Below are 14,467 nucleotides of genomic sequence, written 5' to 3'. Positions count from 1 at the left end.
TAACACCCCTATTATTGATATAATAATTCAAATATTCTCTTTTTCTCTGGACGATCATCACTTAACTTCAGGATCGTGTCTCGTGGATAATATAATTTATGATCAGTTCGTCTTTTTCCTGAAATTGCTTCCACAATATCTGACTGACGGGAGAGCTCCTTTAATTCCCGATTTGGCATTAATAAATGAATCGGCAGCCGCTCTTCCTCTTCTCCCGGTCTGTAAAAGTCATAAGGTAAATCAGATGAGGAATCTACTACTAAATAGTAATCAGGATCTAAGCCAATCTTATGAAATAATTGATATAACTCCATCCATTCCTTCATTTGCAGGTTTGGATTAAATTCAACGTATTTAAATAATTTCCGGTTAATAAAACGGTACGCCAGATCCTTTAAGACGGAATCCTCTTCGTCCGCCCACATTTGAAAATAATAGTATACCACTGCTTCGTCCAATCGTATATAATCTTCTAAAGAAACTTTTTCTTCAAAAAATGAGATAAAATGGGTCGGCTCCATTTTGAATTGATATCCTTCCTCATACAATGCTTTCACACGATGAAGAATCTTGGTCAGAATCACTTCTGCACTTCTTGTCACTGGATGAAAATAGACTTGCCAATACATCTGGTAGCGGCTCATAATATAATCTTCCACCGCATGCATGCCTGATTCTTTCACAACAACCTGGTCTTCATATGGCCGCATCACACGCAGAATCCGTTCCATATCAAAATGACCGTAACTTACTCCGGTAAAATAAGCGTCACGCTGCAGGTAATCCATTCTGTCAGCATCAATTTGACTGGAAATCAGGCTGACAACAAGCTTGTCCTTGTAAGTTTTGTTAATCACATCTGCTACTTTTTGCGGGAAATCCGGACCTACTCGCAATAATACCTGGTTTACTTCTGTATTCCCTAAAATAATTTGTTTAGTATAATCTTCATGATCTAATTTAAAAACTTTTTCAAACGAATGGGAAAAAGGACCATGACCTAAATCATGCAACAATGCTGCACACATGCACAAGAGCCGCTCTTCCTTATTCCAGTTTGGTCTGTCAGCAAAATTGATCAGAATCCGCCTGACGATTTCATAAACACCTAATGAATGATTGAACCGGCTGTGCTCAGCGCCATGGAAAGTAAGATTGCTTGTCCCAAGTTGCTTTATCCGTCGTAATCGCTGGAATTCCTTTGTCCCGACCAAGTCCCATATCACGCGGTCTCTGACGTGTACATAACGATGGACAGGATCTTTAAATACTTTCTCCTCATGCAACTTTTCATCTCTATAAGCCATCACAAAAACCTTCCTCTTTTTTCTTAGTATTAGTATAATATAAATCTAAGTGAAAGCAAAATGGACGGAGGAACAAAATGAAGGATTGGCAAAATTTTTTTAATGACAAAAAAATCCGAATGATTGATCATAGTGATCCTGCCTCACTCGGGACAGCGATCGCTTCTTTTGCGGTGGATGATACGTTGTGCGAGAGTGTCGGCCGAACATCTGATTCGGTGGCGTGCAGGTTCTGGGTGCATGACAATACGGTTGTACTCGGGATTATTGACAGTCGATTGCCGCATCTGGCGGAGGCTGTTGCGTTTTTACAAAAAGAAGGGTTTAAGGCGGTTGTCCGGAATTCCGGCGGGCTTGCGGTTGTGCTTGATCGTGGTGTGCTGAACTTCTCGCTGATTCTGCCTGATTCGAAGGAGATGGGGATTCATTCTGGGTATGAGCTGATGACGGCGTTCGTGCAGGAGATGTATCGGGATGTGACGGATCAGATTGAGGCGTTTGAGGTGACTGGTTCGTATTGTCCTGGTGATTATGATTTGAGTATTGGCGGGAAAAAGTTTGCCGGAATTTCGCAGCGCAGGGTGAAAAACGGGATTGCGGTGCAAATTTATCTGTGCATCGAAGGAAGCGGACAGGCTCGTGCGGATTTGGTGCGGGAATTTTATGTGCGGGGTCAGGCTGCATTTGATGAGCGGTTTGATTATCCTGTGGTGGAACCTGATACGATGCGGTCTTTGGCTGATCTTGTTGGTGTTCCGTTAACTGTTGAGGATGGGAAGCGGCGTGTTCTTGATCTGCTGGGCGACTGGTATGAACAGGACATTACAGCAGCAGAGCTGCCTGTTTTTGAAAAAAGAATGAAGCAAATGGTGGATCGAAACGAAAAAGCATTCAAGTAATTGGAATGCTTTTTCGTTCTGTCCGGAAAAATTCGAGCGCTTCCTGGTCGATTTCATAGCCGATGCCTGGTTTGTCTGGTAATGTGATGGTGCCGCTCTGTGCTGTGATTGCTGGTGTGATGATATCATTCTGCCAATATCTGTCGGATGCTGCCTGGTCTGCAGGGAAAATGAAATTCGGCATTGTTGCCATGGCAAGGCTCTGGGCCCGCCCTACTCCAGCTTCGAGCATGCCGCCACTCCATGTTGGGATATGATGTTCTTGGCATAGGCTGTTGATGGCAAGTGCGTTGTGGAAGCCGCCAACTCGCCCCAGCTTGATACTGATTATTTGGCAGCTGTTCAGTGCAATCGCCGTCCTGGCATCTGCTAGTGTGTGAATACTTTCATCAAGGCAAATCGGTGTTTCGATTGTTTGCGCAAGTTTAGCATGATCGACAAAATCGTCATGGGCAAAAGGCTGTTCGATCATCATAAGCTGAAATTGATCAAATTGCTTGAGATGATCGATGTCATTTAGCGAATAAGCTGAGTTGGCATCAACCATTAATGGAAGTTTTGGAAAATGTGAGCGGACGGCATCCAGGATATGTATATCATTTTCTCTGCCTATTTTCAGTTTGATTCTTTTGTAACCATTGTGAGCGGCTGTTCGGATGGCATCAAGCAATGTCGGGATATCTTTTTTTCGGCCAATTGCAGCACCGACTTCAATCTGATTTCTGTTACTGCCGATTGCTTTATATAATGGTTTATTCTGTCTTTTTGCATATAGATCCCATAATGCACCTTCTATTGAATATTTCGCCATATGGTGACGTCTGATTTTATTTGTTCTTGTGGTGGTAAATGTGCTCGGGTGATCGATTGGTTCTTTTAACAGTGGTGCCAGTTCCCGCTCGATAGTTTCCCTGGCTGTGCTGGTTGTTTCTTCCGTATACCACGGGGAATCAAATGCAACTGTTTCACCGTACCCTCGATAGCCATCTTGATCGATCAGTTCGATTATATAAAAGTCTTTGCTTGTTACGGTATGTCTGCTGTTCGCAAATGGCTGGAGAAGCGGCATCTTTAGCCGATGCAGGATAAGCTGCTGGACTTGGATCATAGTTGGTTCCTCCTGATTTTTTCAGAGTGTTATTGTTATAGTAGCATAAGTGATTTTAACTGTTAAACTTGGTGTGGTGATCTTGCGTCACATTTGGCATTTTAAACTAGCTCTCAATGCTTTGAGTCTGGAAAAAAGCTGGACTCACGGCATTCAGCTGCCCTTTCAATTCCTTCACTCTGCACAAAGTCATCACTCACGGCATTCAGACTCCCTCTCAATTCCTTCACTCTGTACAAAGTCAACACTCACGGCATTCAGACTCCCTCTCAATTCCTTCACTCAGTACAAAGTCAACACTCACGGCATTCAACTGCCCTCTCAATTCCTTCACTCTGCACAAAGTCAACACTCATGGCATTCAGACTCCTTCTGAATGCCTTCACTTCTCAAAAATCCCACACTCTTGGCATTCAGCCCCACTCTCAATTCCTTCACTCCTCAAAAATCCCACACTCTTGGCATTCAGCTGCCCCTCTCAATTCCTTCACTCTGCACAAAATCAATACTCATGGCATTCAGACTCCCTCTCAATGCCTTCATTCCTCAAAAATCCGACACTCTTAGCATTCAGACTCCCTCTCAATTCCTTCACTCCTCAAAAATCACACACTCTTGGCATTCAGCTGCCCTCTCAATTCCTTCACTCTACACAAAGTCAACACTCATGGCATTCAGCCCCACTCTCAATTCCTTCACTCCTCAAAAATCCCACACTCTTGGCATTCAGCTGTCCTCTCAATTCCTTCACTCTGCACAAAGTCAACACTCATGGCATTCAGACTCCTTCTCAATTCCTTCACTCCTCAAAAGATCCCCACTCACGGCATTCAGAATCCCTCTCCATCCCTCCAACACTCTCAATCACTGCACAGAAAAAAACACAGCGAGTAAAAACTCACTGTGCTTGTGCTGCTGTAATAAGCGCTAATTTGTAAGCATCGTCTGCACTGCAGCCGCGGGATAAATCGTTAACTGGTTTGTTTAATCCTTGTAGGATCGGGCCTACTGCATCAAATCCGCCTAGGCGCTGAGCGATTTTGTAGCCGATATTTCCTGCTTCCAAACTTGGGAATACAAATACATTTGCGTCACCTTTGATCACAGAGTCTGGTGCTTTCTTCGCTGCTACTGAGGGAACAAATGCGGCATCAAATTGGAATTCGCCATCTACTACTAAATCTGGTGCGAACGTTTTTGCAGCAGTAACTGCTTCTGCTACTTTTTCTGTTTCCGGTGATTTTGCCGAACCTTTTGTTGAGAAACTCAGCATCGCTACACGTGGGTCGATGTTGAATAATTGTGCTGTTTCTGCACTTGCTACCGCGATTTCTGCCAGATCCTGGCTGTCTGGCGAGATATTGATTGCACAATCAGCAAAAACATACTTCTCCTCTTCACGCACCATAATGAAAACACCAGATGTCTTTTTCACACCTTCTTTTGTTTTAATGATCTGTAAAGCAGGTCTTACCGTGTCTGCAGTAGAGTGTGCTGCACCACTTACTAAGCCGTCTGCTTTGTCCATATAAACAAGCATTGTGCCAAAATAGTTTTCATCAACTAAAAACTTGCGTGCTTCTTCATCTGTTGCTTTCCCTTTACGGCGTTCAACAAATGCTGTGACCATCTGCTCGAATTCTCCATAATTATTTGGGTCGATAATGGTAGCATTAGAAATATCAAGCTTTAATTCTTTCGCCTTCTGTTCTATTTTTTCATCATTTCCGATTAGTACAGGTTCCACTATTCCTTCCGTCGCCAATTGGCTTGCAGCTTCCAGAATCCGTTCATCTAAACCTTCAGGAAATACGATCTTTCTTGAAGTTCCAGCTAATTTGTTTTTCACATCTGTAAATAAATCGCTCATTAATAAACCCTCCAATTTTTCATCTGTATTATATACTACGCCATTTTGTGTAATAATAAAAGCAAAAGCTTATATGAATGCGTTTTAAAGCTTTAAAATTTTTATTTGTTCATATTTCTGACAAATTCAAATCAGTATCACTGCTCTATCTTGTGCTTATTTTTCCCTAAATATGTTATATTAAAACTAGAGTTGGATGGAAAAGGAGAGATGAATCATGCCAGAAGCAGTAGAAACAATGGATGGCTGGTATTGTTTGCATGACCTTAGAACAATTGACTGGGCAAAATGGAAACAGGCAACAGAACAAGAACGTGAACAGGCGACAAAAGAGCTGCAGTCCATGCTTGAATCATGGGAAGAAGTTGCGGAAGCCCGCGAAGGAAGCCATGCCTTTTATTCGATAATGGGACAGAAAGCAGATATCCTTCTGATGATCTTAAGACCTACAATGCAGGAACTTGGTGAGATTGAACTTACGTTTAATAAATCAAAATTTGCTGAGTTTACGAAACCAAGCTATTCTTACGTATCTGTCGTAGAGTTATCCAAATATATGACAAAAGAAGGCGAAGTTCCGGAAGAAAATCCTGGCGTTCGTGCACGTCTGAAGCCGAAATTGCCTGACTGGGAACATATCTGTTTTTATCCAATGGACAAGCGCCGGGAAGGTAATGACAACTGGTATATGCTCCCATTCGATGAGCGACGTCAGTTAATGTATGAACACAGCTTCACAGGCCGTAAATATGCCGGCCAGGTAAAACAGATTATTACAGGTAGCATGGGCTTCGATGATTGGGAATGGAGTGTTACCTTATTCGCCAAAGATGTTCTCCAATTAAAGAAAATCGTTTATGAAATGCGCTTTGATGTAGTCAGCGCCCGCTATGGCGAATTCGGTAAATTCTATGTCGGCAACATTTTGCCAATTGAAAAAATTCCAGCATATTTACATGTATAAGCACACGTCTTTTTCGTGTGCTTTTTTTATTCTTTAAGGGAAGCGGGAATTCACTCAGAAAGTATAATGTATAGGAAAAAGTTCGATACTCGCTATGCCGAGTTTTTCTTTTTTTCATGCATGATTGTTTCATCCTGTGCATACATATGGCTAGTAGGAAAATGGAAAAGCACGATAAATTTTCTGAACTAGAGAGGAGTTCGATGAAATGAATCAAGAGCAAAGTCAGGTGAGACAACAACAAGGAGCCGGGATGACATATAATCCACAAAATTATTATGGCATGCAAAGCGGGTATCCCCAGCAGTCTTATTATCAAACACCAGCTCAGATCCCGATGCAGGGACAGATGCAGATGCAAGGCCAGCAGCCAAATGTATCCGATGTACCAGGAATGCTGCCTGTCGAACAATCTTATATTGAGAATATTTTACGGTTAAACAGAGGAAAGCGTGCCACAGTTTATATGACATTTGAAAACAACGAACGCTGGAATGCAAAAATTTTTAAAGGAATTATTGAAGCGGCTGGGCGTGACCATATTATTTTAAGTGATCCTGAGACAGGCAAGCGATATATTTTATTAATGGTATACTTAGATTACATTACGTTTGATGAAGAAATTGAGTATGAATATCCATATAATCAGCCAATGGTAAACTATTCTCCTAGATAGACATTTCCTTATACATCATTATGAGAAAAAGCACAAGCGCTCACACTTGTGCTTTTCTGTATTTTGGAGGCGATCTGCATTGAAGCAAAAAGCGAATATAAACGATATTGCAACTTCTTTCATCATATTGACAATACCTTTTCTTTTCGTTGGATGGCAATTGCAATCCAGCATACTCTTATTCTGTTCTTTTCTGATGATCGCTGCTATTCTCGTATTGGAAGCAGTACAAGCATACCTTAAAAACGATAAATATGCCTTCTCTCAGCAATTGTTACGCGGAATTGGCATTATCCTTATTACATGCTTTTTTATGTTCAGATAAATTTTACTACAGCATAGCCTAATAGAACCCAGCCGATTAAGAATGCCAGACCGCCGACGGGTGTAATCATGGCAAACGTTTTTATTCCGGTTGTTGAGTAAATATAGAGACTGCCTGAGAACAATACAATTCCGGCAAAAAAGAACCAACCGGCAGAGGAGATGCTTGCTGCTGAAATTTTTTGCATAAGAAAACCTGCAGCAAGCAGCGCCACTGTATGGAACATCTGGTACTGCACCGCTTTTTCATATGTTGCCAGTTGTTTCTCTGATAATCTACCTTCAAGACCGTGTGCCCCGAATGCACCTAAAGCTACGGCAAGAAATCCATTAATAATCCCTAATAATAGAAAAATTTTCAACCTACTCTCTCCTCTCTAAAAATCAAGTAAAGAATCACTATTCTCTTCATCGAGCTCCACATTTGATGTGCGTTTTAATGGTTTGTCCCCTACCATCTTCCGCCATTCGCTTGCTGAGATTTGCTCATTTACACTGGTTGTTTCTATTTGCTGTTCAGTGCTGTCAAGCAGCAGATCAGCCAATGATTGGACAGCTTTCGCATGCTCCCGCGTTTTACCATTTTGCAATGCCTGTTCACATTCACGGATGATTTTTGTTAAAATCTGTTTATCTGTAATGGCCATTCTTATTCCTCCCGATCATTTACTATCATTATACATTTCCAATCTGATTTAAGAAAATAATTAGGATAAGAATTGGAGCACTGAATTTTATCAGCAGATACCACACATCTCCAATCTTCTTCTCGGATAAATCGGTAGAAGAAAGTGCCTCACTTTTGTTCCAGTACCAGCCCATTAACAGTGCCATTGTCAAGCCCCCGACAGGCATAAAAATGTTAGATGCGATATAATCCATCGAATCTAGAATATTACGATCGCCAATTGGCGTTATGCCACTCCATTTCCCCATTCCTAGCGATACGGTCACACCAAGAATAAAGATCACAATACTGACAAGAAAGGAAGCAAGCGGACGGGATAATTTCGCTGCACGCATAAGATAAGCCACCGGAACTTCCAGTAAAGAGATAGAAGAAGAGATAGTTGCGAAACTTAATGCTGTAAAAAAGATAATGGCAATTACATGTCCAAAGCTCATCTGATGGAATATTTCCGGTAATGTAATAAACACTAATGTCGGACCAGAGCTTGGATCAATATTAAAAGCAAAAACCGCCGGGAAAATAACTACCCCTGAAATTATCGCAAATAGTGTATCCAGTACCCCAATCCCCACTACTGGACCTGGAAGCTTTTGTGATTTTGATAAATAGCTGCCATATGTCAGCATTGTCCCGATTCCAAGACTTAAGGAGAAAAATGCCTGTCCCATTGCTGAAAAATAGACAGATGGATCCTTTAACACAGACCAATCCGGCTGAAATAAGAAGGCGAGCCCTTCACCAGCTCCAGGAAGCGTGACAGAGTATACAGCTAATCCAATCATTAATAATGCTAAAACAGGCATTAATATTTTGTTAGCAAGTTCAATTCCATTTTTAATACCGACCAAAACAATCAGCATGGTTAACGCTAAGAACAGTCCATGCCAAAAAATCGGCGCATAGTCTTGTGTGATAAAAGAATCAAATGCTGCACCATACCCATTTTCCGGCATCGGCACCATCGCACCTGTTATATACCCCCACAAATAATAAAGTGACCAGCCTGCCACCACACTGTAAAAGCTCAAAATTAACATTGTACCTAAAACACCTAAGTAACCAACCATAAACCAGGGTTTGTTTGGCACAAGTTTCTTATAAGAACCAACAACATCCTGCTGAGCCTTTCTTCCAATACTTACCTCTACTAATAATAGAGGGATACCAATGACGAGCACACTAATTATATATAAAATAAGGAATGCTCCCCCGCCACTTTCACCAGCCACATAAGAAAAGCGCCAGATGTTTCCTAAGCCAACAGCTGATCCCATCGCAGCCAACATAAAACCAAGTCGAGAAGCCCAATTTTCTCTTTGCATTTTTACACCTCTTTCTTTCAAACGTTACCTATTTTACATGAAAACTTGATAGAAGTCATGCTATACTTTGTGCGGAAGGAGGAAAAACAATGCAAGCAAGGCTTAAGCAAATTGGTGACAATACAGATATTAAGGAGATCACCTCCATTTCCGGTGGTGATATTAACAAGGCTTTTTATGTGAAGACAGAAATAAGAGAATATTTTGTAAAAAAAAATATTAATGTACCAGCAGATTTTTTCAAAATAGAAGCGGACGGATTAGAGCGGTTACGGGCAACAGAAACCATTCGCGTTCCAGAAGTTTATCATGTTGATATTGCTTCAGGAAATGAAGAGATTTATTTAATCATGGAATGGGTGGGAGGCGAAAAAAGCACTGCGACAGGTAAAATATTAGGCGAGAAACTGGCAGAGCTTCATTTAAGCGAAACGGATGGATTATATGGAATGAGTGGTACTACTTTTGTTGGTGAAATCACCCAGGAGAATGACTGGGATGATGACTGGCTTTATTATTATCGTGAGAAGCGGTTAGGAGCTCAGCTGGAATTGGGGACAAGAAATGGAACCATTCGAGGGGAACGTCGGAAGCAATTGGAAAAACTATTGATGAAGCTCGAAAATTATATACCGAAAAACCCGCGAGTTTCATTACTTCATGGTGACTTGTGGGGCGGAAACTGGATCACTGGACCTGGCGGCGAACCTTATTTAATCGATCCTTCTGTAGTTTATGGTGACCATTTGTTTGAAATAGCCTTTACCGAATTGTTCGGCGGATTTCCGGCAGATTTTTACCAAAGCTATCAGGACTCCTTCCCATTAGCAGACTATTATGAAGAAGTGAAACCGCTCTATCAATTATTCTACTTACTCGTGCACCTGAACCTGTTTGGCGAAGGATACGGCGGTTCAGTTGATCGGATTGTTGGAAGATATGTGTGAATGAGGTGTTTCTTGAGGGGATAAGAACAAATCTTGGGATCAGCAGTTGAGATTTATTTGTTGATAGGTGACCAGGAACAAATCTCATATGTCAGCGCCCAAGATTTGTCGATTATATTGGCTTTACAAACAAATCTCATGGCACGGCTCCGTATTCAACTGTCAGATTTATTCCTGTCCAAACCGAAAATGCTAATATACCGGATAAATTTACACTCACTGCTACTTTCTTCAGTTTTTCATCTCCCGGAATATTTTAAATTTCCCTCAACACTAGTCAACGTATCAAAACACGCAGGATAAACTTATTTTGACACAGAAAAAAAGCCATCTTAAGATGACTTTTCTTCATATCGATAACTTTTGTTTCTTCCCTCTGTCCAGCCATTAAACAGCTCTGTTTTCCCTTCCACAATAGGCTGTGTAAATGTCATGACCCATTTGGATGATAAGGACCAGACTATGGCTACGGAAATAACTGCCAAACCAATTGTATCGAGATTGTGATCAAGCTGGAGCAGATTGGCCTGGCGGGCATATTGAATAATTACACCGTGAAGTAAATAAACGTACATTGTCTGTTTGCCGAGAGTTGTGAAGGAATACGTTTTCCTTGGCACAATCATTAACAATGCAAAGACCATCATTATTGCCGCACCATATAAAGCAATACGAGCCAAACCTCCGTATACAGGCATATCCAATCCTTGATACGAAACTGATCCAAATAACCAGTGGGCAGGTATTTTCGGAGTTACATAGCTTACCAGAAAGACTGCCGCCAGAAAAATGGCCGAAACCGATTGGGTTAGACGAGTTTTCCACCTGAAAATTCTTTCTTTCGTTAACCAGTAACCAATAAGAAAAAACGGAAAAAAGACAAATGTCCGTGAAAGACTGAATGCTTCCCCGATATAAGGAATATAGCCAGCCAATATCCCAATAGCAAAAGCCAGCGTGATCCCGATAAATGGCGGGATTTTTTTATAAACAATCAACAATAAATGCCAGCTGAATAAACTCAGCAAAAACCATAATCCCCAATGAGGATCATAAATCGTTGAATCCCAGTTACTTTTACCGATTACATAGAAGTAAACCGAATAAAAGATATGAAATAAGAAATAAGGCAATAAGATTCGTTTCATTAATTTCACTAGATAACCTTTGTCACTTGCTCCTTTGGCAAAAAAGCCGCTTATCAGAATGAACACAGGCATATGCACCAAATAAATGGTCTGATACAATGCATCCACCACCGCAATATCATGCTTTAATGGCTGGATTAAATGTCCAAACACGACTAGAAAAATGAAAAGGAGCTTAGCATTATCAAAATAGGCTTCTCGCTGCATAATTTTCGCTCTCCCTTTTTTTGCACTTTCCTTTATCATACCCCGGGAGCATATCCATCAAAACTGCATTTGCCCTATTGTTATTGGAATGTAAGTTGGTCGTAATGCAGAAGAAATATTGTTTCTTTGCTGTTACAACTCGCTGCTTTTCATTTTCCAGTCATTATTGGTCATCCACCTTTTTACAGTTTAAATGCCCATGTTCCATTACGGAAGATTGCTTCACGTTCACCAGTTTCTGTAATTCCGTCAATATTCATTTTCTCTGAACCGATCATAAAGTCTTCGTGAACAATACTGTCATTAACACCATTAGCATCCATCGCTGCTTCATCCATGTCTGAACCGCCTTCGATATTCGTCGGATATGCTTTTCCAAGCGCAATATGACAGGAAGCATTTTCATCAAATAAGGTATTGAAGAAAATCAGTCCTGATTGTGATACAGGTGATTCATGCGGCACAAGAGCGACTTCACCTAAACGGGCAGCACCGTCACTGTCTGCTTCTAACAGATTTTTCAGAGCTTCCTCCCCTTTTTCACAAGTATAATCGACTACTCTTCCATCTTTGAAAGTTAATGTGAAGTTCTCGATTAATTGGCCTTGGAAACTTAATGGCTTCGTACTTGCTACCGTTCCATTTACCTTATATTTGTGCGGCATTGTAAATACTTCCTCTGTCGGGATGTTTGGATTAAATGACACACCATCTGTTGCCTTCGCTGCCCCGCCATGCCAAATGTGCCCTTCTGTCAATCCAATAGTCAGATCCGTTCCTTCAGCAGTAAAATGCAGCTCTTTGTATTTCTTTTCATTTAAATATTCTCTCGCATTTCTTAATGTCTGATTATGGTCTTCCCATGCTTTTATTGGATCTTCCTGATCGACACGCGCAATGCGGAATATTTCCTGCCACAGCTTCTGTTGTGCTTCATCCAGTTCAAGCTCTGGATAAATTTTTACTGCCCAGTCTTTTGCCGGATAACCGACAATGGACCAGCGCGCACGATCATTCATCATATAATCCCGGTATTCTTTCAATGCTTCAGAACTTACTTTCATTACTGCAGCCATTCTTTTTCCATCAATATCCTGTAATAGATCGGGATTTTCTCCATATATGTTTAATACAGCATATCCTTCTTTCACCATGCTTGTCATTGCTTCTTTGCGCCACTCTGGAAAAGTCTCCAGCACACTCATCGGTGCATGCTTCATCTTTAAATATGTAAGTTCATCATCTTTCCATTCAACATGAACATTTTTCGCACCCATTTCATATGCCTTTCTTACAACAATACGAACAAGTTCGATTGCTTCAATTGGTGCTTGCAGCAGTAACCCTTGGCCTTTTTGCAAATTCACACCTGTCTGCAATGCTAAGTCTGCATACTTTTCTAATTGATTGTTCATTATCTATTCCTCCTTCTGTTAACAGGATAGTATTTCTGCCGAAGAAGTCAAGCCGAATGCTTTCTTCATTATTTTTGTTAAACTGGCTATTTTCTCTGCATATTTATTGCTTAAGAGGGTATGGAAGAACATAATAATATTAGAAGTGCGTGTTCAGGAAGTCTGCGTGACTTTTTGAACATCCTCTATATCGATTGAAATGAGGTGTATGAATGGAAGTTTTGCTGAGATATAAAAAAATCATCTGGATCTTACTTTTATTACTTATTACTGTCGGAATATTTACGTACATACAAATTCCAAAACGGGACATTCCGGAGATCAGTCAAAATATCGCATCTGTTTCCACTGTTTATCCTGGTGCCAATCCTGAAATTGTGGAACAAATGGTAACAAGTCCAATAGAAGATGAGCTTATGAATGTGGAAGGAATAGACCAGGTAACTTCCGCTTCAACAAATGGCTTCTCAACCATAACGGTTACACTAGAGGACTCAAAAGACTCAGATTCTGTCTATTCTGCTATAAGACAGACTGTTCAAAGTGTGCAGGAATCTTTTCCTGATGAAGTCATGTCACCAACTGTCAAAACAGATCTGGTAACTTCAAGTGTTGCTACCTATCATTTATTAAGTGAAGACAGATCTAACCTTCTTGCATTACGGGACCAAATCAAAGAATGGGAAGAATCTTTAACAGAAATAAATGGTGTTGACAGTGTGGAAATTAAAGGGATTCCTGACCAAAAAGTATTGATTTCCCTTGATCAGAATCTATTAGTTGATGCAGGAATTCAACCAGATCAGGTGATAAACGCCATTTCTGCAGAATTCAGCCCTGCCGCTCTCGGCACAGAGTCAACAGATGAACGGAACTATTTACTAAATCTTGCTGAACCAGAGGATATGGAGAAAATAAACAACCTGTTCATTGCATCAAATCAGAACAATGAGCAAGTGTATCTGTCTGATATTGCAACAATAAACCTGGAAACAGAAGCACTGACAGATATGATTACATATGAAAACAAAGCAGCTGTTTCGATCACGGTTTTTGCAGAGGATGCCAGTAATATAACAAGCTTACAAAACAAGATTGATCAAGAGGTCGAGACATTAGCTGAAGACTTGCCAGCAGATGTATCTGTTGACCAATTTTACTCGCAAAGCACGGTTATTAGTGAAGTCTATAATAGTTTATTGGTTTCACTTGCGATTTCATTCTTTGCCGTTATTGTGATTATGGTACTTGGGCTGCCGATCTCATCAGCAATTGTAGTAGGTCTTGCCATTCCTGTTTCCATCATCATTGGATTAATCCCGCTTCCTTACACTGGTGTCGATTTAAACCAGATATCGATCATCGGTATTATTGTCGCGATTGGTATTCTAGTTGATGATGCGATTGTTGTAAATGATAATATTACGAGACGTTATCAGCTTGGCGATAATGCTTTGGATGGGACAAAACAGGGAGTAAAAGAAGTCAGGGCTTCTATTATATCTTCTACTTTGTTAATTGTTTTCAGTTTCTTCCCGTTAACCTTTTTATCAGGAAGTAATGGGGAGTTTATCAGAGCACTTCCTATC

Annotated in this window: 14 protein-coding genes; 6 read left to right on the top strand and 8 right to left on the bottom strand. The window is 40.8% G+C overall.

The genetic code is table 11. From position 1 onward, the window contains the following. Nucleotides 1-11: 11 nt before the first annotated feature. Nucleotides 12-1,307: an HD domain-containing protein gene (locus F9U64_RS18210; RefSeq protein ID WP_153406336.1), complete on the bottom strand. Its 1,296-nt coding sequence runs from the start codon at nucleotides 1,305-1,307 to the stop codon at nucleotides 12-14. A gap of 77 nt (nucleotides 1,308-1,384) precedes the next feature. Here F9U64_RS18210 and F9U64_RS18205 point away from each other — a divergent pair, with 77 nt between their 5' ends. Next, a complete protein-coding gene (locus tag F9U64_RS18205; RefSeq protein ID WP_153406335.1) occupies nucleotides 1,385-2,206 on the top strand; it encodes a lipoate--protein ligase family protein in 822 nt (273 codons plus the stop codon). Here the strand turns inward: F9U64_RS18205 and menC are convergent. Further along, a complete protein-coding gene (gene menC / locus F9U64_RS18200) occupies nucleotides 2,199-3,314 on the bottom strand; it encodes an o-succinylbenzoate synthase (protein WP_153406334.1) in 1,116 nt (371 codons plus the stop codon). The two genes, F9U64_RS18205 and menC, sit on opposite strands and share 8 nt — an antisense overlap. 898 nt (nucleotides 3,315-4,212) lie before the next feature. Beyond that, a complete protein-coding gene (gene pta, locus F9U64_RS18195; protein ID WP_153406333.1) occupies nucleotides 4,213-5,184 on the bottom strand; it encodes a phosphate acetyltransferase in 972 nt (323 codons plus the stop codon). A 217-nt stretch (nucleotides 5,185-5,401) separates the two neighbouring features. Here pta and hemQ point away from each other — a divergent pair, with 217 nt between their 5' ends. The 3 genes from hemQ to F9U64_RS18180 all read left to right on the top strand — a co-directional run bounded on the left by hemQ (nucleotide 5,402) and on the right by F9U64_RS18180 (nucleotide 7,149). Then, on the top strand, nucleotides 5,402-6,148 hold the full coding sequence (gene hemQ, locus F9U64_RS18190) for a hydrogen peroxide-dependent heme synthase (protein WP_153406332.1): 747 nt from the start codon (nucleotides 5,402-5,404) through the stop codon (nucleotides 6,146-6,148). A gap of 208 nt (nucleotides 6,149-6,356) precedes the next feature. Further along, a complete protein-coding gene (gene gerQ, locus F9U64_RS18185; RefSeq protein ID WP_153406331.1) occupies nucleotides 6,357-6,824 on the top strand; it encodes a spore coat protein GerQ in 468 nt (155 codons plus the stop codon). Nucleotides 6,825-6,903: 79 nt separating this feature from the next. Beyond that, the gene (locus F9U64_RS18180) at nucleotides 6,904-7,149 is read left to right on the top strand and encodes a hypothetical protein (RefSeq protein ID WP_153406330.1); all 246 of its coding nucleotides are present in this window, start codon (nucleotides 6,904-6,906) and stop codon (nucleotides 7,147-7,149) included. Here F9U64_RS18180 and F9U64_RS18175 read toward each other — a convergent pair. The 3 genes from F9U64_RS18175 to F9U64_RS18165 are packed head-to-tail and all read right to left on the bottom strand — an operon-like array spanning nucleotide 7,142 to nucleotide 9,161. Next, on the bottom strand, nucleotides 7,142-7,510 hold the full coding sequence (locus tag F9U64_RS18175) for a DUF423 domain-containing protein (RefSeq protein WP_153406329.1): 369 nt from the start codon (nucleotides 7,508-7,510) through the stop codon (nucleotides 7,142-7,144). The two genes, F9U64_RS18180 and F9U64_RS18175, sit on opposite strands and share 8 nt — an antisense overlap. 15 nt (nucleotides 7,511-7,525) lie before the next feature. Then, a complete protein-coding gene (locus F9U64_RS18170; protein WP_153406328.1) occupies nucleotides 7,526-7,795 on the bottom strand; it encodes a DUF5327 family protein in 270 nt (89 codons plus the stop codon). 28 nt (nucleotides 7,796-7,823) lie between these two features. Beyond that, entirely contained in the window at nucleotides 7,824-9,161 is a 1,338-nt protein-coding gene (locus tag F9U64_RS18165) for a sodium-dependent transporter (protein ID WP_153406327.1), read from the bottom strand. An 89-nt stretch (nucleotides 9,162-9,250) separates the two neighbouring features. Here F9U64_RS18165 and F9U64_RS18160 point away from each other — a divergent pair, with 89 nt between their 5' ends. Next, nucleotides 9,251-10,108: a fructosamine kinase family protein gene (locus F9U64_RS18160; RefSeq protein WP_153406326.1), complete on the top strand. Its 858-nt coding sequence runs from the start codon at nucleotides 9,251-9,253 to the stop codon at nucleotides 10,106-10,108. A 332-nt stretch (nucleotides 10,109-10,440) separates the two neighbouring features. Here F9U64_RS18160 and F9U64_RS18155 read toward each other — a convergent pair whose 3' ends face one another. Further along, a complete protein-coding gene (locus F9U64_RS18155) occupies nucleotides 10,441-11,463 on the bottom strand; it encodes an acyltransferase family protein (RefSeq protein ID WP_153406325.1) in 1,023 nt (340 codons plus the stop codon). Between the two features lie 182 nt (nucleotides 11,464-11,645). Continuing rightward, the gene (locus tag F9U64_RS18150; protein WP_153406324.1) at nucleotides 11,646-12,878 is read right to left on the bottom strand and encodes an aminopeptidase; all 1,233 of its coding nucleotides are present in this window, start codon (nucleotides 12,876-12,878) and stop codon (nucleotides 11,646-11,648) included. A 212-nt stretch (nucleotides 12,879-13,090) separates the two neighbouring features. On the opposite strand from F9U64_RS18150, the gene F9U64_RS23175 reads away from it, so the two are divergent. After that, on the top strand, nucleotides 13,091-14,467 hold a 1,377-nt coding region (locus F9U64_RS23175; RefSeq protein ID WP_228275790.1), incomplete at its 3' end, for an efflux RND transporter permease subunit.

This window comes from Gracilibacillus oryzae (assembly GCF_009498735.1).
Classification (GTDB): domain Bacteria; phylum Bacillota; class Bacilli; order Bacillales; family Amphibacillaceae; genus Gracilibacillus; species Gracilibacillus oryzae.
Note: the sequence above shows the minus strand (reverse complement) of the source record. Positions and strands in the feature narration are given on the sequence as shown.

What these genes read in the sequence shown, in the direction of transcription:
- F9U64_RS18210 (WP_153406336.1), bottom strand. Translation starts at nt 1,307, where the DNA reads ATGGCTTATAGAGATGAAAAGTTGCATGAGGAGAAAGTATTTAAAGAT.
- F9U64_RS18205 (WP_153406335.1), top strand. Translation starts at nt 1,385, where the DNA reads ATGAAGGATTGGCAAAATTTTTTTAATGACAAAAAAATCCGAATGATT.
- menC (WP_153406334.1), bottom strand. Translation starts at nt 3,314, where the DNA reads ATGATCCAAGTCCAGCAGCTTATCCTGCATCGGCTAAAGATGCCGCTT.
- pta (WP_153406333.1), bottom strand. Translation starts at nt 5,184, where the DNA reads ATGAGCGATTTATTTACAGATGTGAAAAACAAATTAGCTGGAACTTCA.
- hemQ (WP_153406332.1), top strand. Translation starts at nt 5,402, where the DNA reads ATGCCAGAAGCAGTAGAAACAATGGATGGCTGGTATTGTTTGCATGAC.
- gerQ (WP_153406331.1), top strand. Translation starts at nt 6,357, where the DNA reads ATGAATCAAGAGCAAAGTCAGGTGAGACAACAACAAGGAGCCGGGATG.
- F9U64_RS18170 (WP_153406328.1), bottom strand. Translation starts at nt 7,795, where the DNA reads ATGGCCATTACAGATAAACAGATTTTAACAAAAATCATCCGTGAATGT.
- F9U64_RS18165 (WP_153406327.1), bottom strand. Translation starts at nt 9,161, where the DNA reads ATGCAAAGAGAAAATTGGGCTTCTCGACTTGGTTTTATGTTGGCTGCG.
- F9U64_RS18160 (WP_153406326.1), top strand. Translation starts at nt 9,251, where the DNA reads ATGCAAGCAAGGCTTAAGCAAATTGGTGACAATACAGATATTAAGGAG.
- F9U64_RS18155 (WP_153406325.1), bottom strand. Translation starts at nt 11,463, where the DNA reads ATGCAGCGAGAAGCCTATTTTGATAATGCTAAGCTCCTTTTCATTTTT.
- F9U64_RS18150 (WP_153406324.1), bottom strand. Translation starts at nt 12,878, where the DNA reads ATGAACAATCAATTAGAAAAGTATGCAGACTTAGCATTGCAGACAGGT.